26 protein-coding genes are annotated in these 24,333 nt (G+C 40.3%); 10 read left to right on the top strand and 16 right to left on the bottom strand.

Annotation, left to right across the window (positions count from 1 at the left end; translation table 11 throughout):
• Nucleotides 1-9 precede the first annotated feature (9 nt).
• From MTP09_RS04605 to MTP09_RS04585, 5 genes are all read right to left on the bottom strand, one after another.
• On the bottom strand, nucleotides 10-639 hold the full coding sequence (locus MTP09_RS04605) for a DUF5683 domain-containing protein (RefSeq protein WP_243550830.1): 630 nt from the start codon (nucleotides 637-639) through the stop codon (nucleotides 10-12).
• Complete coding sequence (locus MTP09_RS04600; protein WP_243550829.1) at nucleotides 639-1,526, bottom strand: ParB/RepB/Spo0J family partition protein; 888 nt, start codon at nucleotides 1,524-1,526, stop codon at nucleotides 639-641. Before MTP09_RS04600 ends, MTP09_RS04605 begins: the two co-directional genes overlap by 1 nt.
• A gap of 37 nt (nucleotides 1,527-1,563) precedes the next feature.
• Nucleotides 1,564-2,337 (bottom strand): ParA family protein, encoded by a 774-nt coding sequence (locus MTP09_RS04595; RefSeq protein ID WP_243550828.1) that lies wholly within the window; start codon nucleotides 2,335-2,337, stop codon nucleotides 1,564-1,566.
• Nucleotides 2,338-2,728: 391 nt separating this feature from the next.
• Complete coding sequence (locus tag MTP09_RS04590; protein WP_243550826.1) at nucleotides 2,729-3,571, bottom strand: energy transducer TonB; 843 nt, start codon at nucleotides 3,569-3,571, stop codon at nucleotides 2,729-2,731.
• Between the two features lie 231 nt (nucleotides 3,572-3,802).
• On the bottom strand, nucleotides 3,803-5,089 hold the full coding sequence (locus MTP09_RS04585) for an adenylosuccinate synthase (RefSeq protein ID WP_243550825.1): 1,287 nt from the start codon (nucleotides 5,087-5,089) through the stop codon (nucleotides 3,803-3,805).
• 748 nt (nucleotides 5,090-5,837) lie between these two features.
• Between MTP09_RS04585 and hpt the strand changes: the two genes are divergently transcribed.
• From hpt to MTP09_RS04550, 7 genes are all read left to right on the top strand, one after another.
• Nucleotides 5,838-6,395, top strand: a complete 558-nt coding sequence (gene hpt / locus MTP09_RS04580) for a hypoxanthine phosphoribosyltransferase (RefSeq protein WP_243550824.1) — start codon at nucleotides 5,838-5,840, stop codon at nucleotides 6,393-6,395.
• A 111-nt stretch (nucleotides 6,396-6,506) separates the two neighbouring features.
• A complete protein-coding gene (locus MTP09_RS04575) occupies nucleotides 6,507-6,914 on the top strand; it encodes a four helix bundle protein (RefSeq protein ID WP_243550823.1) in 408 nt (135 codons plus the stop codon).
• Nucleotides 6,915-6,930: 16 nt separating this feature from the next.
• Nucleotides 6,931-7,512 carry an adenylate kinase gene (locus MTP09_RS04570; protein WP_243550822.1) on the top strand — a complete coding sequence of 194 codons (582 nt, stop codon included), beginning with the start codon at nucleotides 6,931-6,933 and terminating at the stop codon, nucleotides 7,510-7,512.
• 78 nt (nucleotides 7,513-7,590) lie between these two features.
• Nucleotides 7,591-8,574: a GTPase ObgE gene (gene obgE / locus MTP09_RS04565; RefSeq protein ID WP_243550821.1), complete on the top strand. Its 984-nt coding sequence runs from the start codon at nucleotides 7,591-7,593 to the stop codon at nucleotides 8,572-8,574.
• 31 nt (nucleotides 8,575-8,605) lie between these two features.
• Entirely contained in the window at nucleotides 8,606-9,217 is a 612-nt protein-coding gene (locus MTP09_RS04560) for a porin family protein (RefSeq protein WP_243550820.1), read from the top strand.
• A 45-nt stretch (nucleotides 9,218-9,262) separates the two neighbouring features.
• Nucleotides 9,263-9,748, top strand: coding sequence for a DUF6438 domain-containing protein (locus MTP09_RS04555; protein ID WP_243550819.1), 486 nt, complete (start codon nucleotides 9,263-9,265; stop codon nucleotides 9,746-9,748).
• A gap of 153 nt (nucleotides 9,749-9,901) precedes the next feature.
• Nucleotides 9,902-11,152 (top strand): DEAD/DEAH box helicase, encoded by a 1,251-nt coding sequence (locus MTP09_RS04550; protein ID WP_243550818.1) that lies wholly within the window; start codon nucleotides 9,902-9,904, stop codon nucleotides 11,150-11,152.
• Between the two features lie 249 nt (nucleotides 11,153-11,401).
• Here the strand turns inward: MTP09_RS04550 and MTP09_RS04545 are convergent, their stop codons facing one another.
• The 7 genes from MTP09_RS04545 to MTP09_RS04515 all read right to left on the bottom strand — a co-directional run bounded on the left by MTP09_RS04545 (nucleotide 11,402) and on the right by MTP09_RS04515 (nucleotide 19,005).
• The gene (locus tag MTP09_RS04545; protein ID WP_243550817.1) at nucleotides 11,402-12,166 is read right to left on the bottom strand and encodes a TatD family hydrolase; all 765 of its coding nucleotides are present in this window, start codon (nucleotides 12,164-12,166) and stop codon (nucleotides 11,402-11,404) included.
• Between the two features lie 47 nt (nucleotides 12,167-12,213).
• Nucleotides 12,214-12,723, bottom strand: coding sequence for a GNAT family N-acetyltransferase (locus MTP09_RS04540; RefSeq protein ID WP_243550816.1), 510 nt, complete (start codon nucleotides 12,721-12,723; stop codon nucleotides 12,214-12,216).
• Between the two features lie 146 nt (nucleotides 12,724-12,869).
• Nucleotides 12,870-13,832, bottom strand: a complete 963-nt coding sequence (locus MTP09_RS04535) for a GSCFA domain-containing protein (RefSeq protein ID WP_243550815.1) — start codon at nucleotides 13,830-13,832, stop codon at nucleotides 12,870-12,872.
• 97 nt (nucleotides 13,833-13,929) lie between these two features.
• The gene (locus MTP09_RS04530; RefSeq protein WP_243550814.1) at nucleotides 13,930-14,901 is read right to left on the bottom strand and encodes a polyprenyl synthetase family protein; all 972 of its coding nucleotides are present in this window, start codon (nucleotides 14,899-14,901) and stop codon (nucleotides 13,930-13,932) included.
• A gap of 424 nt (nucleotides 14,902-15,325) precedes the next feature.
• Entirely contained in the window at nucleotides 15,326-16,471 is a 1,146-nt protein-coding gene (locus MTP09_RS04525) for an inorganic phosphate transporter (RefSeq protein WP_243550813.1), read from the bottom strand.
• Between the two features lie 30 nt (nucleotides 16,472-16,501).
• The gene (locus tag MTP09_RS04520; protein WP_243550812.1) at nucleotides 16,502-17,140 is read right to left on the bottom strand and encodes a DUF47 domain-containing protein; all 639 of its coding nucleotides are present in this window, start codon (nucleotides 17,138-17,140) and stop codon (nucleotides 16,502-16,504) included.
• Nucleotides 17,141-17,304: 164 nt separating this feature from the next.
• Nucleotides 17,305-19,005 carry a DEAD/DEAH box helicase gene (locus MTP09_RS04515; protein ID WP_243550811.1) on the bottom strand — a complete coding sequence of 567 codons (1,701 nt, stop codon included), beginning with the start codon at nucleotides 19,003-19,005 and terminating at the stop codon, nucleotides 17,305-17,307.
• A gap of 248 nt (nucleotides 19,006-19,253) precedes the next feature.
• Here MTP09_RS04515 and MTP09_RS04510 point away from each other — a divergent pair, with 248 nt between their 5' ends.
• Entirely contained in the window at nucleotides 19,254-19,550 is a 297-nt protein-coding gene (locus MTP09_RS04510; RefSeq protein WP_243550810.1) for a GIY-YIG nuclease family protein, read from the top strand.
• 389 nt (nucleotides 19,551-19,939) lie between these two features.
• Nucleotides 19,940-20,605 (top strand): DUF2461 domain-containing protein, encoded by a 666-nt coding sequence (locus MTP09_RS04505; RefSeq protein ID WP_243550809.1) that lies wholly within the window; start codon nucleotides 19,940-19,942, stop codon nucleotides 20,603-20,605.
• Between the two features lie 165 nt (nucleotides 20,606-20,770).
• Here MTP09_RS04505 and MTP09_RS04500 read toward each other — a convergent pair whose 3' ends face one another.
• From MTP09_RS04500 to MTP09_RS04485, 4 genes are all read right to left on the bottom strand, one after another.
• Nucleotides 20,771-20,968: a hypothetical protein gene (locus tag MTP09_RS04500; RefSeq protein WP_243550808.1), complete on the bottom strand. Its 198-nt coding sequence runs from the start codon at nucleotides 20,966-20,968 to the stop codon at nucleotides 20,771-20,773.
• Nucleotides 20,969-21,043: 75 nt separating this feature from the next.
• Complete coding sequence (locus tag MTP09_RS04495) at nucleotides 21,044-21,214, bottom strand: hypothetical protein (protein WP_243550807.1); 171 nt, start codon at nucleotides 21,212-21,214, stop codon at nucleotides 21,044-21,046.
• 34 nt (nucleotides 21,215-21,248) lie between these two features.
• Nucleotides 21,249-21,770 carry a TlpA family protein disulfide reductase gene (locus MTP09_RS04490; protein ID WP_243550806.1) on the bottom strand — a complete coding sequence of 174 codons (522 nt, stop codon included), beginning with the start codon at nucleotides 21,768-21,770 and terminating at the stop codon, nucleotides 21,249-21,251.
• Nucleotides 21,771-23,396, bottom strand: a complete 1,626-nt coding sequence (locus MTP09_RS04485; protein WP_243550805.1) for an alpha-amylase family glycosyl hydrolase — start codon at nucleotides 23,394-23,396, stop codon at nucleotides 21,771-21,773. It abuts the gene before it with no gap.
• Between the two features lie 129 nt (nucleotides 23,397-23,525).
• Here MTP09_RS04485 and MTP09_RS04480 point away from each other — a divergent pair, with 129 nt between their 5' ends.
• Nucleotides 23,526-24,332, top strand: a complete 807-nt coding sequence (locus MTP09_RS04480; protein WP_243550804.1) for an FkbM family methyltransferase — start codon at nucleotides 23,526-23,528, stop codon at nucleotides 24,330-24,332.
• Nucleotide 24,333: the final 1 nt, after the last annotated feature.

Here is a 24,333-nt window from a genome sequence, read left to right as displayed (position 1 = left end):
GCAGGGAAGTTAAAAACTATAGTTAAAGGTAAGTCCTGCTTTTGTGGTTTGGTTTCCTAACTCGTCGAAGATGATTGCAGGTTTCAAAGCCAGATCGGGATCTTTTCTTCCTTCGTATAAATGAGCGTCCACGACGGCATCTACGACATTCAGGACATAGATCAATGCAGTAATTGCAATCGCGTAATCACGCTGTCTTTTTGCACGATCCTGCGTTCTGCCCAAAACATCCGCCGTAATTCCAGGGATGTCGGAAAACTCGTGGGTTTGTCCGTTCAGCTGAGCGATGAAGGCATTTCGGTATCGGTTGTATTGCTTTTGATTCCACAAAGTAATTCCCACTCCAGTTCCGATTGCGCCCCAAACAATCGGGATTTTCCAGTATTTCTTGTTGTAATACTGACCGAGTCCTGGCAAAACCGCGGAGTAAAGTCCAGCTTTTGTTGGGTTGTATTTTACGGTTTTTTGCGGCGCGTTGGATTCCGTAATTTCGGTCAATACCTGAATTTCCGATTTTGGTGTCACCGCAGAAATCGAATCTTTCGGATGGTTTTCCACGCGGATGGTGTCGTTCGGATTCACCTGCGCGAAAACCTTAACCATTAAAACCAGAAAGAAAATGACCGTGAATTTCTTCATTATTTAAAGTGCGAAAGAATGTGTTCCAACTCTTCCTCATTCTTGAAGTCGAGGACGATTTTGCCTTTCTTGCCGTTTGCGGATGTTTTGATTTCCACCTTTACATCTAAAATATCGGCAAGATTTTTTTCTGCTTTCCTGTAAAGATTCGGAATTGCTGCTTTTGTTTTGGCAATTGGTGATTTCGGATTTTTCAAAAGCTGTGATTCCTGCTCCGCTTGGCGAACACTTAAATTATTTTTAATGATTTTTTGGAAAAGGACATCCTGCTTTTCGGCATCTTCCAAACTAATGATGGCTCTACCGTGACCCGCAGAAATCTCGCCGCTTCTGATCGCGTTCTGCACATCGGGATTCAATCTCAACAATCGGATGGAGTTGGTAATCGTGCTTCGCTCCTTTCCCACTCGTTGGCTGAGATTTTCCTGAGTCATCCCGATTTCTTCAAGCAATCGCTGATAAGTCAGTGCAATTTCGATGGCGTCTAAATCCTCTCGCTGGATATTCTCAACGAGCGCCATCTCCAAAAGTTCCTGGTCATTCACCAAACGGATATACGCTGGAACTGTTTCCAAACCTGCAATTTTACTCGCACGGAAACGTCGTTCACCAGAAATAATCTCAAATTTATCACCATCTTTTCTTAGAGTTATCGGCTGGATCACTCCGAGATTTTTGATGGACTGCGCCAAATCGTTCAGCGCCTTTTCGTCGAAATAAGTTCGCGGCTGCGAAGCGTTGGGATAAATATCTTCCAGAGAAACCTCCACGATATTTCCTACAAATTTATCTGCTCCTTCGTCGGTCGCGGAATTGACGGTCGCTTTCGATTCTGCACTCAGAATAGCGCCTAAACCGCGTCCCATTGCTCTTTTCTTGTCTTTCATAAATCGCTCTCAGCTTTCGGCAATTTGCTTTCGGCTTCTAATTTTTAACTAAATTTTCGTTTTTCAATAAAACTTCTTCGGCTAACTGAAGGTACTGGATCGCTCCTTTGCTTTCTGCATCGTAGTTCAGGATGCTTTCACCAAAACTCGGCGCTTCGCTTAAACGCACGTTTCTGCTGATGATCGTTTCGAAAACCATTTCCGGGAAATGCGAATTCACTTCTTCCACCACCTGGTTCGACAAACGCAGACGCGAATCGTACATCGTCAAAAGAAGTCCCTCAATATCGAGATTTTTGTTGTGGATTTTCTGAACATTCTTAATGGTGTTCAGCAATTTACCCAAACCTTCCAAAGCGAAATACTCGCACTGAATCGGGATAATCACAGAATCTGCGGCGGTTAAAGCATTGATGGTAATCAGACCCAAACTTGGCGCACAGTCGATGATGATGTAGTCGTAATCGTCTCTCACCGATTTCAGCGCTTCACGCAGCATGTACTCGCGGTTTTCGCGGTCCACCAATTCGATTTCAGCGGCAACCAGGTCGATGTGCGACGGCACGATGTCAAGATTCGGTGATGCCGTTTTCTGGATGCATTCCTTCACCTCCGCACTTTGCTCCAAAAGGTTGTAGGTAGAAAAAGCCGACTGCTCAATTCCCAATCCCGACGTGGCGTTTGCTTGCGGATCGGCATCGATCAGGAGAATTTTTTTCTCCAAAACACCGAGTGCCGCCGCCAAATTAACCGCAGTGGTCGTTTTGCCAACTCCGCCTTTCTGATTTGCGACGCCTATAATTTTAGCCATTCTTCAAATTTTAATCTCCAAAAATACACTTTTTTCTGATTTTCGGACGGCCGATGCGTAATGAGTTTTGGTTAAAATATTGTTAATTAACGCTTTATCACGAAAAAAAATTATCCACAGAAAATGGTTTTCTGTGGATAAGCTGGGAGCCAGTGATAAATTTGATTTTAATAAGGACGTTATGTCGTAAATTTTCTTTACCCCATCCCTAAAGGGTGGAAAATTTCCTATGAAATAAACCTAAATTTGCTCCTTTTAGGGTTGGGGTAATCAAATTTAGGTTTATTTCGAAATTTATCACAGGCTCTGAGATTTAAAGAGTTAAATAATTTTCTGAAAACTCAATGACGAAAATTATTCATTATTTATTGTTAATTTTTCATTTTGAATTTTACTCAAACTGCATTGAAATCGGGAATTTGAAATAGCTTCTCACATTCTCGCCGTCAAGTTTTGCAGGAGTCCATTTCCCTTTTACGGAGCGGATGGTTCTTTCCGCTTCCCTATTGAAGGTTGGGTTTGGACCGCTCGCTTTGATGTCGGAAATGGTTCCGTCTCTTTCCACGATGAACATTACGGTGGTTTTCACTAATTCACCAATACCGTCCATTGCAGAAGTATCGAAATTGCTCACCACTTTATTTCTAAAGGCATTGATTCCCCCGATGAAATCCGCTGAAACATCCACGGTGGTTTTTGGGGTGTTGTCAACTGGTTTTGGTTTCTCGATAGGAACCGTTGCAGGAGGTGCGATCACTTCAACCGGACCTACTTCTGCAGGCGGAGTGTAAGTCGTTGCGGGAGTTGTTCCCACAATATTTTCGTGACCGATTTTCGAATCCTTAATCACACTCTGCTTTGGAGCGGGAGTTTCTTTCACTGCATTTCGTACTGGTGTAGGAATTTCAATTTTCACTGTATTTTCTGCTGGTTTCAAAGGAACGACCGGCTTCACGATTTCGGGCTCTTTTTCTGGCGGATCCTGCGGAATTTCAATTCGTTTCAAAATATGTTCAGTCCCTCTTTCCGCAGGAACTTCAACCGGAGCTTTGAAGGCGTTGATCAACAACGGCGTAACCGCAACCGCTGCAAATAGTGCGATTCCTGCAAACATTGCCTTGGTTATGGTTTGGCTGTATTCAGCCCGAATTACATACGCTCCGTAATCTTTGTTTCTGCCTTGAAAAAGTATTTCATCGAAATTATTTTTTTCATTTTGGAGTAAATTTTTCATCGCTAAATTATTTTGTTTTGGTTAACATTTCATTTAAAATTAAAAACATCAAATCATTATCAATTTTAAATTATCAATAAAACATTACCAAAGAACACGCCAACTTTTTAGTAATTCAAGAAAGAATGTATTCAATTCATAGCAATAAGAAAATTTTAAACCTTCACAAATAGAAAACCGCTCCATTAGGAACGGTTATATTAATATATTTAATTAAAATTTTAATTGAGATTAAAACAATTCTTTCCGAATAATATTCTGACTTCTTTCAGGACCTACCGAAACCAAATAAACATTGATTCCTAAATACTCCTCGATAAATTCGATGTAGCGTTTCGCATTTTCAGGGAGTTCGTCGTAGCTTCTTGCGTGCGAAATATCCTCTTCCCAACCGTCGAGCTGCTGATAAATCGGTTCGTAATCGTAAAGTTTCGTCGTGGAAGAAGTAAAGTAATCAATGATTTTTCCGTCCTCCGTTTTGTATGCCGTAGCAATTTTCAAAGGCGAAATTCCCGAAAGCACATCCAGTTTCGTAATCACAAGATTATTGATTCCGTTGATCATCGTCGCATGCTTCAGCGAAACCAGATCGAGCCAACCCGTTCTTCTCGGTCTTCCTGTGGTGGCACCAAACTCAAAGCCGATCTTTCTTATTTTTTCGCCCAGTTCGTTATCGAGTTCCGTTGGGAAAGGTCCGTTTCCAACCCTTGTCGTATAAGCTTTCGCCACACCGATCAGGTTTTGCAAAGCAGTTGGCGGAACTCCAGCTCCTGCGCAAACGCCGCCTGTAGATGGCGAAGAAGAAGTCACAAACGGATAAGTTCCAAAATCAATGTCGAGCATCAACGCTTGAGCACCCTCGAAAAGGATATTCTTACCATCGTGTATTGCCTGGTTCAGCTCTACTTCGGTATCAACGATCCTGTCCTGAAGTTTTTTTCCAAGCTCCAGAAACTCGTGGTAGATTTCGTCAAATTCCAGTCCAGGTTTTTCAAAATATTTCTCGAACAACGCGTTTTTGATTTTCAGATTCTTTCTGATTTTCTCTGCCAAAATATCGGGATTCAGCAAATCCACCATTCGGATTCCAACTCGCGCGATTTTGTCTTCGTAGCAAGGACCGATTCCTTTTTTCGTCGTCCCGATCTGTGTTCCGCCCGTTTCTTCCTCACGGTAAGTATCCAGCAAAATGTGGTACGGCATAATCACGTGTGCTCTTCTCGAAATAAAAACGTGGTCAGTTTTCAGTCCCTTGCTTTCGATCTGCTCGATTTCGCGGATGAACGATTTCGGATTCACCACCACTCCATTCGCGATCACGCATTTCCCTTTACACTGCAAAACTCCCGACGGAAGCAGGTGCAGAACAAACTTTTCCTCACCCGCATAAACGGTGTGACCCGCGTTGTCGCCTCCCTGGAAACGCACCACGTAATCCGATTTTGCAGAAAGCACGTCCGTAATTTTCCCTTTGCCTTCGTCGCCGTACTGAAGACCTACAACCACATAAGTTGACATAAATTTTTACTTTTTTAGATTTCCACAAAAATACTTTTAATAAACCTTTTCCGCAAAAGTTTGGGCATAAAAATTTGGGCGTGTCCCTCTCCTGCGTTTATCTTCTCAGCTCCTTACTTTCCTACAGCTCGGGTCGGGCTTTTCGTTGCAACTCCTCATTCCGCAGCTTTCCCGACGCAACTGCGGGGTTTCCACTTCAATCCCTCACGCGGAGTCGGGAAAAGTAAACCTTTCTGGCTTTGCGAGAATCTAAGCGTTGCAATCATTTTCAAAAATCATATGATCTACTAATAGTGTAGAAATTCTCGCAAGGACAAACAAAGATTTTTCTTTGACATCATTCTGCTTTTAAACTACACAAATCGCAGATTCGCCGATTCCATTTAAAAATAAAAAGATGGAGGAAAAGGCGCTAACGCTTATTTTTCTGACAAACAAAGTTCTAAAGCCATAAAAGCTGATTATCAATCAAGCCATTGTTTATCTTGGCTAAGCACAAGCGCCTTTGTCTGTCCTAAAAATATGAAGAATGTAAAATATTTTTCCTTGTCTTGCTTTGCGAGATTTTAAGCATTGCAAATGGATTCATTGGACTGCATAATCTATTAGTTTGGTAAGAATTCTCGCAAACAAAGAATTCTTTTTCATAAACCTGCACATTTCAAGACAAACAACGTAAACCTTCAAGGATTCCAAATCCTTGAAGGTTTAGAAAAAAAAATCCGTAAATTTGCTTTTTGGAAACAATATGGACACAGTCAAAATCCACGACAAAGAATTCGTACCCTACCTGAAACACGACGAAATTCAGGAAATCATTAAAAACCTTGCCGAAAAAGTCTACGAAGACTACAAAGACGAAACACCAGTATTCATCGGTGTTTTAAACGGTGTGATCATGTTTTTTGCCGACTTCCTGAAATATTATCCCGGGAAGTGCGAAATCGCATTTATCCAAATGAGCTCCTATATGGGCGGCTTGACCAGCACGGGAATCGTGTATAAAAAAATGGAACTCACTAAAGACGTCGAAGGAAGGCACATTATATTAATGGAAGACATCGTGGATACGGGAAACACGATCGAAAGCTTGTTCGAGTATTTCAAAAACACGCAGCGTCCGAAATCGTTGAAAGTAGCGTCGCTCCTGTTAAAACCAGAAGTCTTCAAAAAAGATTTCACCATCGATTATGTGGCGAAGGAAATCCCAAACAAATTTGTCTTAGGATACGGGTTGGATTATGATGAATTGGGAAGAAACCTCCCCGATCTGTATCAGTTGGCGGAAGGAAGAATTAATCATTAAGAAAGCTTTCGGCAGTCAGCTATGAGCTTTCGGCTATCGGCTAACGGCAACAGACAAAGTTATGAGAGATTATAAAAATATGATATTTGGAAATTAGGTCATCAACTTGCGTTGGAGATCTATAAGATTACAGAGCATTTTCCTAAAGAAGAAGTTTTTGGATTGACTTCGCAAATGAGCATAGCATCGACCTCTGTAAATTTCAACATTGTCGAAGGTTGCGGAAGAGGAAGCGATGAAGATTTCAAGAGAATGCTGAGAATTGCTTCAGGCAGTGCATTTGAGGTTGAATATGGATTATTACTTTGTAAAGATTTAGGATTAATTTCTGAAAAATCCTTCCTTGAAATGGCTCCGAAAGCCGAAGAACTGAAAATGAAAATTTCAAAACTCATCCTGAAAATACAGGAAGATATTGATAAAAAGAAAAATAAGGCAAAAACGATAATTAATAAGTCTAATAAACAAAAGGGGTTAAAGCCGAAAGCTGATTGCAGATTGCTGATGGCAGAAAGCTAATCGCCCACGACAAACCATGATCAACATTGTACTATTCGGTCCTCCGGGAAGCGGTAAAGGGACTCAAGCGCAGAACCTAATCGAAAAATTCAACCTTAAACAGATTTCGACAGGCGACCTGTTCCGCTACAACATGAAAAATGATACGGAACTCGGGAAACTCGCAAAATCCTATATCGACAAGGGAGAACTTGTTCCCGATCAGGTAACGACCGATATGCTGACTGATGAAGTGAAAAAACCAACCGACACCAACGGATTCATTTTCGACGGTTACCCGCGAACCGCAAACCAAACCGAAGCACTCGAAAATATTGTGAAAGAGGTTTTGGATTCGGACATTTCCGTTTGTCTTTCCTTAGTGGTTGAAGACGAAATTCTCGTGCAGCGTCTCCTGAAAAGAGGTGAAACTTCTGGCAGAACCGACGATTCCAATGAGGAAATTATCCGAAACAGAATCAAAGAATATTACGCGAAAACAGCCGAAGTAGCCGAACTGTACAAACAGCAAGGAAAATATGTTGAAGTAAACGGCGTCGGTGAAATTGAAGAAATCTCGCAGAAACTTTTCGCGGAGGTTGAGAAAATAAAAAAATAATGCAATCTGCTTTCGGCATTCCGCAATCGGCATCTGAACGCTGAAAGCAGAGCGCCGACTGCAGATCGCCCAGAAAATATGAGCAATTTCGTAGATTACGTAAAAATACACTGCAAAAGCGGTCACGGTGGCGCTGGTTCCGCACATTTGCGCCGTGAGAAATATATTCCGAAAGGCGGTCCTGATGGCGGCGACGGCGGAAGAGGCGGTCATATCATTATGCGGGGAAATGCCCACGAATGGACACTTCTTCCATTGCGCTACACACGTCACGTAAAAGCCGAACGTGGTGAAAACGGTGGAAAAAACCAATTGACAGGAGCTTACGGAGCGGATGTATATATCGACGTGCCGATTGGAACCATTGCCAAAAATGAGGATGGAGAAATCATCGGTGAAATTCTCGAAGATCAGCAGGAAATCATTTTGATGCACGGCGGAAAAGGCGGTTTGGGAAATGAGCATTTCAAATCTGCAACGAACCAAACGCCACGATATGCACAACCAGGACTTCCAGGTGAGGAAGGTTATGTGACTTTCGAACTCAAACTTTTGGCGGATGTCGGTTTGGTCGGTTTCCCGAATGCCGGTAAATCTACACTTTTAGCGGCAGTTTCTGCAGCGAAACCTAAGATTGCGGACTACGCTTTCACCACTTTGACCCCAAATTTGGGAATCGTGGATTACCGAAACTACAAATCTTTTGTAATGGCGGATATTCCTGGAATCATCGAGGGTGCAGCTGAAGGAAAAGGTCTCGGTCACCGATTTTTAAGGCATATCGAAAGAAATTCAATTCTGCTTTTCCTCATTCCTGCCGATTCACAAAACCATTTCGAGGAATTCAAGATCCTGGAAAATGAACTTCAGGAGTATAATCCCGAACTTTTAGATAAAGACTTTATCATTTCCGTTTCCAAAGCAGATCTCCTTGATGACGAACTGAAAACAGAAATCAGCAGAGAATTCCCCGAAAACAGACAACCCATTTTCTTCTCTGCAGTTACTGGCGAAGGATTGACAGAACTAAAAGATGTCATCTGGAAAAAACTTCACGGTTAACTTTTCTTTCAAATTCTAATTTTGATCTTTAATGAAAAAATTCTTATCTCTTATTGCGGTTGCGATTTCTGTTGGAACCTTCGCACAAACCGAATTTGGCGTAAAAGCTGGTTACAACTTATCAGGTTATCAAATCGGAAGTTATCAAAATCAAAACAAATCCTATTTTTACTTGGGAGGTTTGGCGGAACACAAGATTTCTGAAAAATTCTCCTTGCAGGGTGAATTGCTTTATACTGAACTTGGAGGCAAAGATACTTATGAAGCGCAGAAAATCATTGGTAATGAAATAGTTAACATTGGCACGCAGAAACTTTACTTTCATTATCCACAGCTGCAGATTCCACTTTCGGCAAAATATTATTTCGCGACTCCTTTCTCCTTATCTGCGGGTCTGAATTTCGGCATTAATCTGAATCCTAATCTTGAATTCGATCCCGAAACATTAGAAAATAAATCGGGAAAGATGGAAAATATCAAAACGCTGAACATTTTCCCTTTTATTGGTACTGAATATCAATTCAGCAACCATCTTTTTGCTGACGCACGTTATCATTTCAACTTTATCAAGATCAATGAAGGAGGCGGTCCCAATCACAAAATTGCTTTTGTTCAGGTTGGTTTAGGTTACCGTTTCAAATAATTTCGGAACGGTTCTTGTCGGTAAGATTTCATTAATTACAACATTATGAAAATCCTAATCACGCTTTTTGCTGCCCTCATTTTGAGCTCCTGTTCGACGCAGAACCAAACCAACTACTCGAAAATCACTTACGAAGCAGGTGCTTGTTTTGGGTTTTGCCCGATGTTTAAACTCACCATCAGTCCCGACCGAACCGCGATCATCGATGCAGAAAGGTTTACATTCACCGACGGAAGTTCAAAAGATGATTTCTCAAAACCGCGGGAAGGAATTTTTAAGGCAACCATCGATAAGGAAAGTTTTGCCAAACTAAATTCTTTTTTAGATTCACTGAATCTGAAATCTCTGAAAAACTATTACGGCGACAAAAACATCACCGATCTGCCAACATCACACCTGATCGTGACTTTCAAGGATGGAAGCTCCAAACATATCGAGGATTATGGAAAAAGCGGAACCGAGAAACTTCGGGAATTTTACGAGTTTATTGAAAATCTTAGAAAAACCCAGAAATGGACGAAGGTCAATTAAAGGTTAAAAATATTTGAATTATCTTTGCAGCACAAAATCCTTCACAATTGAAGGATTTTTTATGGAACGTCGTCATTCGGAATGGGTTGATTCCCATTTTTTCGTTGCATCTTCAGGAATGACACAGTTTCATATTAACCAAAATTTTATCATTTGAACTTTACCGATTTAAACTTAATAGAGTCCATTGCAAAAGCTTTGCAGGAGGAAGGTTACACCCAACCGACACCGATTCAGGAAAAAGCAATTCCCAGTATCCTTAAAGGAAGAGACCTGCTCGGAACCGCACAAACAGGAACAGGAAAAACGGCAGCTTTCGCCATTCCGATCCTGCAAAACCTCACCGAAAAAAACATCAGAAACAACCAGATCAAAGCGCTTATTCTAACGCCAACTCGGGAACTTGCCATTCAGATTGAAGAAAGTTTCAATGCTTACGGACGACATTTGAGATTGAGGAATCTCGTAGTTTTCGGAGGGGTAAAACAAGGAGCACAGGAAGCCGCATTGAAAAAAGGAGTCGATATTTTGGTGGCAACTCCCGGTCGACTGCTCGACTTTATTTCGCAGGGAATCATCAGCTTAAAAAACCTTGAAATCTTCGTTCTTGACGAGGCGGACCGTATGCTCGACATGGGATTCGTGCACGATGTAAAACGCGTTGTGAAATTATTACCGCCAAAAAGACAGACGCTGTTTTTCTCGGCAACTTTCCCGAAAGAAATCCAGGACCTTGCGAATTCGATGCTCACCAATCCTGTGAGAGTGGAAGTTGCACCTGTTTCTGCAACTGCAGACACAATACAGCAGAAAGTCTATTTCGTGGAGAAAGACAACAAGCTCGACTTGCTTACACACATCCTGCAAAATGATATTTCCGATTCCGTACTGGTTTTTGCAAGGACTAAACACGGCGCAGATAAAATTGCGAGAAAACTGCAGAAAAGTAAAATTTCGGCAGAGGCAATCCACGGCAACAAATCACAAAACCAAAGACAGAACGCCCTGAACAACTTTAAGTCAGGGAAAACGAGAATCCTTGTCGCGACCGATATTGCAGCGAGAGGAATCGATATCGACGAACTGAAATATGTGGTGAATTTCGAGCTTTCCGATGTTTCCGAAACCTACGTTCACCGAATCGGAAGAACTGGAAGAGCAGGTGCGGAAGGAAAATCGATTTCGTTTGTTGACGGTCTCGACCTGATCAACCTGAAAAATACCGAGAAACTGATCGGAAAGAAAATTCCTGTAGAGAAAGACCATCCTTTCCACACCGACGATTTGGTGGTGCAGAAACGGGACTCCAACAACAAACCTTTCACACCGAAACCACAGCCGAAAGCGAAGGAAGAAATCGGTTTCAAGAAAGTGAGGAATAAGAATTTCTTTAGAAAGAAATAGTAACTGTTTTTGCAATTTATAGCAAAAATTCTCTTTTAAGATTCACATTTAGTTAAGTAAAGATTGCGGAAAATTCCGCTGATTAAGCGTGCGCTTCATCAACTCGCAATTGCGGGGAAATCTTTGCAACCTTAAAATAGTGCATAATTAAAGGAAATCCTTTGCGTTTTCTATCAAGAATTTGAGGGAGATCGTGCAGAAAATCTTATTGTTGAATACGTTAAGAATATTCGTGCATTCGTGGCAAAATTATTTACCGAAGATTCTTTCCACGTTTTCTGTCGTGATCCGGTCTATTTCAGAGAAATCTTTTCCGTAAATGTTGACAAGTTTGCCGACCACCAAATCCAGATAGGAACTTTCGTTTCGCTTCCCTCGGTGCGGAACCGGGGCGAGATACGGGGAATCCGTTTCCAAAACGATTTTATCCAAAGGAATTTCGTGCAGAAACTGGTCGATTTTCCCATTCTTAAACGTCACTACTCCACCGATTCCGAGAACAAAATTTAAGTCAATTGCTCTCTTTGCCTGTTCGAGATTCCCCGAAAAGCAGTGGAAAATTCCACGAAGTTGCGGATGTTTTTTTCTTTCCAAAACCTTGAAAACCTCGTCGAAACTTTCGCGGGTGTGAATCACGATTGGCAAATCTTTTTCGATCGCCCAGTCGATTTGTTTTTCGAACGCCTTAATCTGAATATCGAGCGTGGTTTTGTCCCAATACAGATCAATTCCGATTTCGCCAATCGCGGGAAAATTTCTTTCACTGAGATAATCCTCCACAATTCTTAGTTCATTTTCCCAAGTTTCGGGTTTCACGTAGCAAGGATGAAGTCCGATCATCGAAAAGATTTGGTTCGGATATTGTTTTTCCAAATCCAGCATTTTTTCGTGGTATTCCGAATCGATCGCTGGAAGGTAGAATTTTGTAATTCCCTTGCTGATGGCTCGCTGAATCATTTCGGCGCGGTCGTGGTCGAATTCTTCAGAATAAAGGTGAGTGTGGGTGTCAATCATAATCCTCTCCCTAAATCCCTCTCCAAAGGAGAGGGACTTTGTTGTATTTATAGTTTAAGTTTCATTAGCAAATCGGTCTGCACATCGTTACCAAGTACGAAATCGTGTTTGCCAAATATTTCAAATCCGTTCTTTTCATAAAATCTGATGGCTCTTTTGTTCTCTTCCCAAACGCCGAGCCAAATGAATTCTGCATTTCGTTCTTTTGCGATTTCCACTGCTTTATTGAAAAGGAGTTGTCCGATTTTCAAATCTAAGAATTCTTTCAACACGTAAATTCGCTCGATTTCTATGGATGAATCTCCCAGGTCTTCGGTCTGTGCTTTTCCCAAATTCAATTTCAAATATCCTAAAACAACCTGTTCATATTCAACGAAGAAGAATTGAGAATCAGGATTTTCAAGCTCGGATTTCAGCTGGTTTTCACTAAGGTTTTCAGAAAGATATTTCTGCATATCCTCCGCGGAATTCATGTCGTAAAAGGTTTCAGAAAAAGTCTGTATGCTGATTTTCTGAAGGAACGCTAAATCTGAGATACCAATTTTTCTGATGTACATTTTATTTTTCAGCAAAACCCGTTTGACTGTTTTCCTGAAATCAGGTGAATTCCGGCAATTTGGAACGTAAAAAACTCTCGAGAATACGAATTCTCATACTAAGAGATTCTTTTCTCTTTTCTCTTTTCTCTTGTCTCTTTTGCCTTTTACCTTTTATCTTCAAAAATCGAATGTTTCACTTTCGTTTGCTGTAACGCAATTCTTCCCTTCAGATTCTCGCAAAATTCCAGATATTTTGGATTGTTTTCGTCATCGGTCTTATGCTCAAGTGCTTTGGTAATGCTGAAATTTTCTTCCACAAAATCCATCGTTTCATCTGAGAAAAAAGAATTCCCGAACTTCTCGAAAATGTAGGTTACCGCCTGAGAATTCGGATGGATCATATCGTCTTTGTAGAAACGGTAATCGCGCAAATCGTCCATCATGATTTCAAAAATCGGCAAATAGTGACAATTTGAAAACCGCGGCAAAACCTCGTGGATCGCAGAAGTCAGTTTGGATTTGCTCAAATTATTTTCTACGATTCCGTCTTTGGTGTGGCGAACAGGAGAAACGGTGAACAGAATTTGCACATTTTCTTTGCAGATGTCGTTCAGATTGTCAATGGTTTCATTAATGGAATCCTCGAGTTCCTGTTGCGTCAAAAGCAGCTTTTCGAAGTGCTTTCCGGGAATCTTATGGCAATTGGCGACGAGTTTTTTTCTGGGAATAAACTCATGGATGAAACTCGTTCCGTAAGTAATTACCACCCAATTAGTTTCCTGTAAGAAAAGGTTCCCAGCTTCAATGCTGGTGTTTATTTTCTCTAAAGTTTGGTGCGCAAATCGAGAATTAAAACTGGTGTGATGGTCGAGCGAAATGACTTCATTATTAAAAGAAATCAAATCATCTTCCGTATAAAACTCGGAATCGTGGAGTTTCTTGATCGCCGTGTTGATCGAAAAAGGATTAAAGACCGTCCCAAAAGGATTGTTCAGCGTCTGCAGCTGCCCCATTTTCAGCAGATCAGAAAGCTCCGTGGAAAAGCAGGAACCGATTGAAAAGATTTTGTCTTCAACTCCGATTTTTCTTGCTGAGTCTTCGATATGTACTTCGGTGCGGAATTTCATTATTTTTAAACTACCCCGTCAAAAATTTTTTCAAATTTTTGCCACCCCTTCAAGGAAGGGGAACAGTGACGTGAATTTTTCCAGTTATTTTATGCGTTTAAGATTCTCTTCTCAACAAATAATTGGCAAGTTCAACAAACGGTTTCTTCTTTTCGTCGGGAACATTAATTTTGTTCAGGTAATGCTGAGCGATTTCGTTATGTTTCTGGATCAGCAGAAGCGTTTTTTCGTCCACTCTTGTTCTGCGGAATATTTTCTCGACACTGTAGATTTTATCGACATTGTCAGTTTTTCTTGAATACCAGAAATCCAGTTCTTTTCTTTCAGCTTCTGTGGCGTTTTCTTTTGCGAGAAGATATAATACGGTTTTTTTGTTTTCTACAATGTCGCCCGCATGTTTTTTTCCAAAAGATTCCTGGTTCCCGAAGACGTCGAGGTAATCATCCATAATCTGGAACGCGATTCCCACATGTTTACCGAAATTGAAAATGGCTTTAGCATCCTTGAATTCGGCACCTGCGATCAATGCTCCGATTTCAAACGAAGAAGCACTCAGGATTCCCGTTTTGTAGGTAATCATCCGGATATAGTCGTTGAAAGTCACATCACCTTTAGTCTCGAAATTAATGTCGTATTGCTGTCCTTCGCAAAGAAGAAGTCCGGTGTGTGAAAAAACCCTCATACAAGCTTTGAAAAGATTGGGTTCCAAATCTTCGAAGAATTTGAACGCCTTGAAAAGCAGTGCATCACCCGAAAGAATTCCCGCATTGATTCCGTGCAGGGTATGAATGGTCGGCTTATTTCTTCTCAAAGGCGCCTCATCCATAATATCATCGTGGATCAGCGTGAAGTTGTGGAAAAACTCAATCGCCAGTGCAGGTTTCAACGCAGCTTTAATATCTCCTCCAAACATATCGCTCGCCATTAAAACCATAATTGGTCGAAGCCGTTTCCCACCGTGGGAAATAATATAGTTCATCGGTTCATAAAGTTCTTTTGGCTTATCTTTGAACTTATATTTTTCAATTGCGTCGGCTACGATTTTTTGGTACTCGTCTAAAAACTGCATAAATTCTCTTGTTTTTGGCAAAAATACGATTTTAATAATTTTTAAGCTAAATCTTGAAAGACAAAAAAAGCCACTTCTATTGAAAAAGAAACCTAAAGCAGAAAAAACATCGTCTATCTTGGCTAAGCGAAAGCGCCCTTGTTTGTCTTAAGAATATACGCAATGAAGGATGATGTCTTTGTCTTGCTTTGCGAGATTTAAAGCATTGCAAGTGCGTTCATTAATTTGTATGATCTACTAATTGTGAACGATTTCTCGCAAAGTTAAACAAAGATTCTATTTTATTATTATGCCGTTATTAAGCTATAAAAAGGCGTTATGGCTCATTAATGATATACAGAGATACAAAAGGTTTAAGCTAAATCTTGAAAGACAAAAAACCACTTCCTTAGAAATGGTTTTTGAGTTCTTTTAAGTTATACTTTTAAAATACAAAATTAACCAACAAGTAGGATGCAGCAGCAATTAGAGCACTCACCGGAATGGTAAGAATCCACGCCCAAAGCAAACTTACAGTTACACCCCATCGAACTGCCGAAATCCTCTTGGTTAATCCCACACCGATAATCGAACCTGTAATGGTATGTGTAGTAGAAACCGGAATTCCCAAGTGATCGGTAAGAAACAGGGTAATCGCTCCCGCTGTTTCGGCACTTACTCCTTCGAGTGGAGTAACCTTTGTAATTCTGGTTCCCATTGTTTTCACAATTTTCCAACCACCACTCATCGTTCCCAAACCGATGGCAAGGAAAGACACGAAAGGTACCCAAATATAATCCGTTGTAAAGTGTTTGAATCTTTCTGCAGAATCCATCAAAGCATACGGATCATTACCTCCGATCAGAGTAACATGGTAATAAATCACGGCTGCTCCGATAATCCCCATTACTTTCTGTGCGTCGTTTAGACCGTGTCCCAAACTGAACAATGCGGAAGAAACAAGCTGCCATCTCTTGAACTGCACATCAGCTTTGTGAGGATTGCTGTTTTTGGCAAAATTCACGATAATCAGCGTGATTATGATGGAAACAATCATACCGATTAACGGCGCGCAAAAGATGAAAAGGAAGATCGGAATCACTTTTTCATACTTCACAACGCTCTGCGTAAATAGCTGTTTGAGCGCGAGCTGGAAGTTTTCAACAAAGGAAATTCCGGGATTGGCGGCAGCAACTGAATGATAATCCAGTGTAAAAGCATGCATTAACGCAGCACCAAGAAAACCTCCGATCAGGGTATGCGATGATGACGAAGGAATACCGAACCACCAAGTTAAAAGGTTCCAGAAAATGGCGGCAATAAGCCCCGAAAAAATAACTTCGAGGTTGATAAATTCTTCGTTGACGGTTTTGGCGATCGTGTTTCCGATCTTGAATTCACCGATGATATACATTGCCACAAAGAATGCGGCAAAATTCCAAACTGCTGCCCAAAGCACCGCCTGGAAAGGAGTAAGAACTTTGGTTGAAACGATGGTGGCAATCGAGTTCGCCGCATCGTGAAAACCGTTGATGTAGTCAAAAATTAAGGCGAGTACGATGATGACTATTAATAGAACTGGTAAATCCATTCTTCTGAGATATTGATAGATTAGAACAGATTAAGCGTACTTAATAACGATATTTTCGATAGTGTTGGCAACATCTTCTGCCTTGTCGGTAACAATTTCAAGGTATTCCAGCACCGACTTCACTTTGATGATGTTGATCGCGTCGCCGGTTTCGAAAAGCTTCACAGTTGCCTGACTCAAAACATCGTCCGCGATATTTTCATAGGAATTGATCTTGATGCAGGATTCTTTTACCGCTTTTGGATTTTTGAAATCTTTCATGTTGCTGATCGCGTTTTCAAGCTCTACACAAGACTTATGGATCAACAGCGAAAATTCGGTATAAGCAGGATCAAGCGGCGTTTTGTAAAGATAAATGTACTTTGCCGATGCGTAAAGGTAATCCGCAATATCGTCCATCCCGCTCGCCAAATAATTGATGTCTTCACGGTCAAACGGAGTGATAAAGTTTTCGCCCAGCTGCACAAAAATTTCATGGGTCAGATCATCGAGTTTATGCTCGTAATCGCTCATATTCTTAAGCATCGTGTCGTCGTTCATATCGAAGTCCAGTAGTCCTTCATGAAACTCTTTTGACATTGCGGTTAATGACTGCGCCACTTTTTCAAACAACACAAAAAATACTTTGTCTTTTGGCTGGAATGCTTTAAATATATTACCGATTCCCATTACTTAAATGTTTATAAAATTAGTGGTGCAAATTTCCGAAAAAGTCACCCGATAACATTTGTTTCAATATTAAGTTTTGTTAACATTGAGTTATATCAGTTTCTCGCAAAAAAAATCAGCTCAAAAAACTGAACTGACTTTTCTATTTTTAATATTTCTAAAGATTAATTCGCAACTTCTGCGCGCATCTCTTTTCCTTTGAATTTCAGGTTGGGCAAACCTCTCAAAACCTCATCCTTAAACGATTTTTCAACTTCGAAGAAAGAGAATTTCTCCATAATTTCGATGTCGCCGATATCCGGACGTTTTCTGGATTTTGATTTTGCTGTCGCCTTATTGATAATGTCGAGCATATCCACTTTCTTCAGATGGTCTCTTTTTCCAAGGTTAAAGAAGAATCTCACCATATCCTCGCTGTTTTTTCTTGACCTTCTGGAATCTCTTCCGCCGTCTCTTCCGCCATCACGGTCTCTTCTGTCGCCTCTTCTGCCGTCTCTTTCTCGGTCTCTTCTCTCTCTTCGGCTTTCTCTACCGTCTTCGCTGAATTTCTGTTCCGCCAAATCATTTTTGTCTTTATAGTAAAGCGCCAAATCTCTCAGCTGGAATTGCAGAAGTTTGTGTACCAACTCTTCTTTGCTGAATTCTGACAAATCAGGAATCAGTTGATCATCGAACTCGAAGAAGTCCGCGTGTTCCGTTAATAATTTTTCGAAAACTCCACCTACTTGCGCCTTGATAATTTCCGTTCCTGTTGGGATTTTCTTTTCAGAAATCTCAATCTTGGTCGAAGATTTAATCTGCTTCAACTTTCTGGATTCTTCTGGTTTAATAAGTGCCATCGAAATCCCGTCCTTCCCTGCTCTTCCTGTTCTTCCGCTTCGGTGCACGAAAACTTCGGGATCATCTGGTAAAGAGTAGTGGATAACGTGGGTTAATGAATTCACGTCCAAACCTCTCGCTGCAACATCGGTCGCTACAAGAATGTCGATATTTTTCAAACGGAATTTCTTCATCACCGTGTCACGTTGCGCCTGAGAAAGATCTCCGTGAAGCGCATCTGCTGCATAACCGTTCTGCATCAGGAAATCTGCAATCTCCTGAGTTTCCATTCTGGTTCGGCAGAAAATGATGGAATATTGGTTCGGATTCGCATCGATCAACCTTTTCAGCGCCTCTTTTTTGTGTCGGTAACCAACTACATAATACTCGTGGGTAATGTTTTTCTTAACCTCGTTGATCGAACCCACAGAAATTCTGTGCGGCTTAGTCAAATAGTTTTTAGAAATTCTTTCCACCTCCTTATTCATCGTCGCCGAGAATAAAAAAGTCTGCTTTGTTTCAGGAGTTTCGCTCAAGATTGTTTCCAGATCGTCTTTGAAACCCATTGACAGCATTTCATCCGCCTCATCCAAAACCAGCCAGTGGATTTCGGAAAAGTCGAGCGCTTTTCTGTTGATCAGGTCGATTACCCTTCCCGGAGTTCCCACGATAATCTGTGGTTTCTCGCGCAGCGAGCGGATTTGCTCCATAATGCTGCTTCCACCATAAACCGCAGTGGTCTTGATGTTGGGTAGGTATTTCGAGTAATTTTTAATGTCTTTGGTAATCTGCAAACAAAGTTCTCTTGTAGGACACAGCACCAATAATTGGATTTTGCGACTCCCGTCGTCAATCATATCCAAAATCGGAAGCGAAAATGCTGCTGTTTTGCCTGTTCCTGTTTGCGCAAGTGCGATGAGATCGCGAATATCTGAAGAGATAAAAGGAATAGTCTGTTTTTGGATTTCTGTTGGGCTCACAAAGCCCAGTTCGCCAACTGCCTTCAATAATTCAGGACTTAGGTTGGTCTCCGTAAATAAATTCATGTAAATGATCGTCTATAATTCGGCGGCAAAGATACGCTTTTTATTTTTGATAAAATTTAATGGGTTTTATTAATATTTTGTTAAATGGGGAAAATATCAATTCTAATTTTAATTAAAACTTAAATCAGTAACAGAAATCTTGTCATCCTGAGGTGAAGTTTATCCTGAGCTTGTCGAAGGGAAGGATGAAAACTACCGCATAAACGAAGTTTATTCCAATAGAATTTTCTAATTTTGAAAAACAAATCATGAAAAAATATTTCGTTTACATATTGCTATGTACAGATAATTCCTATTACACAGGAATTACAAGCGATATTGATGTGAGATTAAGAGAGCATCAGGAAGGTTATGATCCTAAATCGTACACCTTTCTAAGAAGGCCAGTCGAATTGGTATTTTTTACTGAATTTAATGACGTCCATCAAGCAATCGCATTCGAGAAACAACTGAAAGGATGGAGTCGAAAAAAGAAAGAAGCAGTAATAAACGGGGAATGGGAAAAACTTCCTAATTTATCGAAACGAAAAAATCCAAATCGTTAAATTGTTTTGGAAATTTAGTATTATTAATGCTTCGAGAACCTCAGCATAACAAATGCCCGATTGAAACACAATTATAGCACGAACAAAAACCTTGGATTCCAAAATTGAAAGCTCCATTTGGAAACTCCCAAAGAATATGTTACAATAAATTGTTTTGGAAAATCAGTATTTGAAAATGCTTAGAGAACCTCAGCATGACAAATGCCCGATTGAAACACAATTATAGCACGAACAAAAGCCTTGGATTCCAAAATTTGAAAGCTCCATTTGGAAACTCCCAAAGAATATGTTACAATAAATTGTTTTGGAAAATCAGTATTTGAAAATGCTTCGAGAACCTCAGCATGACAAATGCCCGATTGAAACACAATTATATCACAATAAAAATTATGAATCACAAAATAGAAAACTCCACTTTAAAATTTCTCAAAGATTTATTGAAAAACAACAACCGCGAGTGGTTCAACGAAAATAAGCATCAATACACCGCTGCACGCGAAAACGTCATCCAGTTCGTTGATGAGCTTATTGACGAAATCGCCTTATTTGATGAAGAAATCGGGAAAATCGACGCGAAAAAAGCACTGTTCCGAATTTACCGTGACACCCGTTTTTCTAAAGACAAATCGCCCTACAAAACCAATTTCGGCGCAGGTTTAGGAATGGGAAAAGGAAATCGAATTGCAGGATATTACCTTCATATTGAGCCAGGAAAATCTTTTTTGGCGGGAGGAGTTTACCAACCTGAAAGTTCCGTGTTAAAGGAAATCCGAAAAGAAATTTCGATGAACGGAAAAGCGTTTCTAAAGATTATTGAAAAAGATGATTTCAGAAATAATTTCCGTGGGTTGAGTGTCGAAAACAAATTGCAGAAAGTTCCACAAGGTTTTGAAAAAGACGATCCTATGGCGGAATACCTTAAACTGAAGAGCTTTGTCGTAATCCACCCGATTTCAGACAGCGACCTTACCAACGAGAAAGCGGTGAAGAATTTTGCCAACATCTACAAATCCATCCAACCGCTGAATGATTTTTTGGAGGCGCCGTTTCGGTAATAGTCGCCGCCATAAGGATTTTTTAACCACAAAAGGACCAAAAGAATCTTGCAAATTAAGGTCGACAAACTAAATTGAAAAAATGTGAAGTGGAAAAGCAGGTGATAATGAATGCTTCACGAAGTTCTATTATAGTTTTAAGCCCTGCATTTTACAAACATTATACTATCTTCTGTTTTTCAGTTTGTTATAGTTATTGCGATAATAGGAATTTGATTCCTCAATAGTAACTTTTGTGTTTTCTATATCTACAAATCTTTTTTTATCAGTATCTTCTATTTTTACAATTTCATACTTTTTATTATCAACAGTTTTTTCATCAATAATTTTCATATATTCTTCAAAAGCATTTTCATCAAGCATTATTTTTCCTTGACCGAATTTATGTCTGTCAAGCCCATTTTTTTTAACGCCTGAAATCCAATATTCATCTCCATTTTAAATGTCATAGTAATTTGAAGAAATTCCTGGCGTTTTAAATTTTTTTAGCGCTTTATTGTCAAAATAAACAGTTTGTCCTGATTTAGAAAATTCAGCAAATCCAATCCAAGCAGGACCATTATGAGAAAATCCTGTTTTTAATTCAATATACAATATTTCATTCTTCATTTAGACGCAATTTTTGGTACCATATCGCATAGCATCACGGTTTCTGCTCCTTCAATCCCTCGACTACTTTTTTTAGGTCGGGATCATTTGGATGGACCGCGTAATATTTCGCAATTTTTCCTTTTTGGTCAATGACCATGAATCTCGGAACCCAGTTCAGGTCGATATAATTGTTGAAATTATTCTTCCAGCCCTCATCAAACCAGTAGTTTTCCATTTCGGCGATTCCGTATTTATCGAGTCCCCTTTTCCATTGGTCATAAGAACGGTCGAGCGAAAAATAAACGAAATGGATTTCGGGATTGCTGTCTTTCAACTCCTTGGTTGCAGGAAGCGCAAGAATACAGTCTTTGCACCAACTCGCCCAAAAATCGATGATGAGAATTTTTCCTTCGTGTTTTTTCAACACCTGGGAAATCGGAATTTTCTTGCCTTCAAACGAAGTTATTTTCTGAGCCAGCGCTTCCTTAGTGAAACCGGTTTTCATCACCGACGGAATTTTCTGCCCGAAAACAATTGCTGAAATAAAAATGAGGAAGAATGTGAGATTTTTCATTTAATATTTTTCAAAAAGTACAACAGAAAACGGTGTGTCAATCACTGCTTTTCCGTTTTCGATCTTGATAGTCTTTCCTGAATAAGCGTCACGAAGTTTGGTGCCATTATCAAAAATACCTGTTGTTGAAATTTCTTTTAAGCCCGATTTCAGATCCAAGCCGATCAAAACCTTATCATTGTTAAAGGTTCTCGTAAACCAATATGGCGACGACGAAATCATTTGGTGAACTCCCGCTCCAACTGCAGGATGTTTCGCTCTGAACTGACCGAGTTTTTGGTAATGTTCCAAAAGTTTTTTTGTTTCCGCATTGTTTTTTTCGTCATTCCAATTCATATTTGAACGGAGATTCGCATCACCTTCCGCACCTTTTACAATTAGCGGACGCGCTGTTTCATCACCATAGTAAATCTGTGAAATTCCCGGTGCAAGAAGCAATTTCGTTCCCGCCTCGAAAGTTTTCTTTCTTTCCTTGTCGAAAGGATATCCGTCGTCATGGGAAGTCAGGTAGTTCATCACCGTTTTTCCATTCAGGTCAGAATGCAGAATTTTAGAGTAGTTCGAAAACAGCTCCTCATAAGGTTTGTTGGCATCCCCTTTAAAATCGAAATTGATCATCGACTTAAAACCATTTTGGTAATAATTTACCTTTTTATCGCCGAAATCGTAATTCTGTTTTTGCGAAATCCCGTATCCATAAACTTCTCCCACAGTGAAAAACAGATTATTGTCTAAAACTTTCGTCGGATTCTTTCTTTTGTAAATATCAAACGCTTCCTGACAGATTTTCTGGAAATCCTTCCACACATCTTCGTTCGTATGCTTCACGGTATCAACACGATAACCATCAATCCCGAATTCCTGAACATAATCAGCGAGCCATTTCATGATATAATATTTCGGCGCTTTCGGATACCCTGTTCTTGAAAAAAATTCGTTCAGCGACTTCATTTCCGCATCGTATCGACCTTCCTTTTTCCATTTATCGACCAGCATTTGCGGGAGTTCCGCAGCTGCGTTGGATTCCGTTAAAATGTCGGGAAGATTCGCCACCAAAGTACAGGCAGTCGTGTTGATATAATTATCGTATTTGCACTGCGGCGAAGTTCGTACCCAAGAATTCGGATAAACTGGATCGATCGCTGTAACTGGACCTGTGTGATTTACCACGGCATCGAGAACAATTCTGATTCCTTTTTCATGAGCTTTTTCGATGAGTTCTTTCAGGTCTGCTTTTGTCCCGAAGTTCGGATCGAGCGCGGTCCAATCTTTTGCCCAATATCCGTGGAAACCGTAAGTTTTTCCTGTTCCTTCGTCGGATGCGCCGTGAATCTGCTCCACAATCGGCGTCATCCAAATCGCGTTGATTCCCAAATCGGTAAAATAATTGTCATCGATTTTCTGGATGATCCCGCGCAAATCGCCCCCTTCGAAACCTCGCAAAACAGAAGCTTTCTCGGTTCTTCCAAAATTAATATCGTTGGATTTGTCGCCATTCTGAAAACGGTCGGTCAATAGAAAATAAAGGTTTGCACCTTCCCAGGAAAACGGTTGACTGGTGGATTTCTGCAAAGTTGTGCAGGAGGAAAATAGCGCCAAACCTGCGATAAGGAATATCTTTTTCATAATTTTTTTTCAAACATATAAAGTTACGGCAAAAGCGACTTTTGGGAAAGTCATTTCTGAATTCGAATCGATTTTAACATTAATTTAACATTTATTTATATCTTTGTTCTCCCTTAACCAAGATAATCGATGTCGATTTACCAAAAAATTGCTGAAAAGCTACAGTTTGTGGCACCTGGATTTTATAAGGAAAGATATTTCAAAAAGCTGAAAAATCTTTCTGAACAGAGTTTTTTGGCAAATAATGTGGAACCTGAATTGTTTTGGATTAAAGATTTCTTGGAAAGAAATGCTGTTTTTTTCGACATCGGAGCAAATGTGGGTGCCTATCTTTATCAGCTTGAAAATAAATTGGCACCTCATAATGTGTATGCTTTCGAGCCGAACCGCGAACTGTACCGACGGTTGCGAAGGATTTTCCCACATCACCACGTTTATCCGTTGGCGATTTCTGATGAGAATAAAACTGCGGAGTTCAAGATTCCCGTCATTAACGGAAAAGTCTATAATTCCCGCGGAACGCTTCAAACCGACTTTGTGGAAAATGGCGAAAAGAAATTCTTTACGGAAAAAGTAAAAGTCATCAAACTCGACGATTGGGCTGGATTGGAGGGAATCCGAAGGATTGATTTCATTAAAATCGATGTGGAAGGAAACGAGATACAGACTTTGTATGGGGCAAAAAATGTGATCAAGAAATTTCGCCCAGTTCTGATGGTGGAAATGGAGCAACGACACCACCAAAAACCTTTGCAGGAAATGATTGCTGAGATTGAAAACTGGAACTACACCGCCAATTTCCTGAACCGCGAAAATTTCACACTCCAGAAAATTGACGAAGAGGTGCTGAAGTCTCAAAACGAAAATCTGCTGAAAGACAAAAACAGCTATATCAATAATATCATCTTCATCCCCAATCAAATCAAAACACACTGAT

Source organism: Chryseobacterium suipulveris (assembly GCF_022811685.1).
Lineage (GTDB): Bacteria > Bacteroidota > Bacteroidia > Flavobacteriales > Weeksellaceae > Kaistella > Kaistella suipulveris.
Note: the sequence above shows the minus strand (reverse complement) of the source record. Positions and strands in the feature narration are given on the sequence as shown.

Bases quoted from the DNA above. Each gene is read 5' to 3' on its own strand.
- MTP09_RS04525 (WP_243550813.1), bottom strand. From the start codon at position 16,471: ATGGATTTACCAGTTCTATTAATAGTCATCATCGTACTCGCCTTAATT.
- MTP09_RS04515 (WP_243550811.1), bottom strand. From the start codon at position 19,005: ATGAATTTATTTACGGAGACCAACCTAAGTCCTGAATTATTGAAGGCA.
- MTP09_RS04560 (WP_243550820.1), top strand. From the start codon at position 8,606: ATGAAAAAATTCTTATCTCTTATTGCGGTTGCGATTTCTGTTGGAACC.
- MTP09_RS04495 (WP_243550807.1), bottom strand. From the start codon at position 21,214: ATGAAGAATGAAATATTGTATATTGAATTAAAAACAGGATTTTCTCAT.
- MTP09_RS04485 (WP_243550805.1), bottom strand. From the start codon at position 23,396: ATGAAAAAGATATTCCTTATCGCAGGTTTGGCGCTATTTTCCTCCTGC.
- MTP09_RS04490 (WP_243550806.1), bottom strand. From the start codon at position 21,770: ATGAAAAATCTCACATTCTTCCTCATTTTTATTTCAGCAATTGTTTTC.
- MTP09_RS04520 (WP_243550812.1), bottom strand. From the start codon at position 17,140: ATGGGAATCGGTAATATATTTAAAGCATTCCAGCCAAAAGACAAAGTA.
- MTP09_RS04590 (WP_243550826.1), bottom strand. From the start codon at position 3,571: ATGAAAAATTTACTCCAAAATGAAAAAAATAATTTCGATGAAATACTT.
- MTP09_RS04530 (WP_243550814.1), bottom strand. From the start codon at position 14,901: ATGCAGTTTTTAGACGAGTACCAAAAAATCGTAGCCGACGCAATTGAA.
- MTP09_RS04510 (WP_243550810.1), top strand. From the start codon at position 19,254: ATGAAAAAATATTTCGTTTACATATTGCTATGTACAGATAATTCCTAT.
- MTP09_RS04505 (WP_243550809.1), top strand. From the start codon at position 19,940: ATGAATCACAAAATAGAAAACTCCACTTTAAAATTTCTCAAAGATTTA.
- MTP09_RS04480 (WP_243550804.1), top strand. From the start codon at position 23,526: ATGTCGATTTACCAAAAAATTGCTGAAAAGCTACAGTTTGTGGCACCT.
- MTP09_RS04570 (WP_243550822.1), top strand. From the start codon at position 6,931: ATGATCAACATTGTACTATTCGGTCCTCCGGGAAGCGGTAAAGGGACT.
- hpt (WP_243550824.1), top strand. From the start codon at position 5,838: ATGGACACAGTCAAAATCCACGACAAAGAATTCGTACCCTACCTGAAA.
- MTP09_RS04500 (WP_243550808.1), bottom strand. From the start codon at position 20,968: ATGCTTGATGAAAATGCTTTTGAAGAATATATGAAAATTATTGATGAA.
- MTP09_RS04595 (WP_243550828.1), bottom strand. From the start codon at position 2,337: ATGGCTAAAATTATAGGCGTCGCAAATCAGAAAGGCGGAGTTGGCAAA.
- MTP09_RS04600 (WP_243550829.1), bottom strand. From the start codon at position 1,526: ATGAAAGACAAGAAAAGAGCAATGGGACGCGGTTTAGGCGCTATTCTG.
- MTP09_RS04605 (WP_243550830.1), bottom strand. From the start codon at position 639: ATGAAGAAATTCACGGTCATTTTCTTTCTGGTTTTAATGGTTAAGGTT.
- MTP09_RS04585 (WP_243550825.1), bottom strand. From the start codon at position 5,089: ATGTCAACTTATGTGGTTGTAGGTCTTCAGTACGGCGACGAAGGCAAA.
- MTP09_RS04535 (WP_243550815.1), bottom strand. From the start codon at position 13,832: ATGAAATTCCGCACCGAAGTACATATCGAAGACTCAGCAAGAAAAATC.
- MTP09_RS04545 (WP_243550817.1), bottom strand. From the start codon at position 12,166: ATGATTGACACCCACACTCACCTTTATTCTGAAGAATTCGACCACGAC.
- obgE (WP_243550821.1), top strand. From the start codon at position 7,591: ATGAGCAATTTCGTAGATTACGTAAAAATACACTGCAAAAGCGGTCAC.
- MTP09_RS04555 (WP_243550819.1), top strand. From the start codon at position 9,263: ATGAAAATCCTAATCACGCTTTTTGCTGCCCTCATTTTGAGCTCCTGT.
- MTP09_RS04540 (WP_243550816.1), bottom strand. From the start codon at position 12,723: ATGTACATCAGAAAAATTGGTATCTCAGATTTAGCGTTCCTTCAGAAA.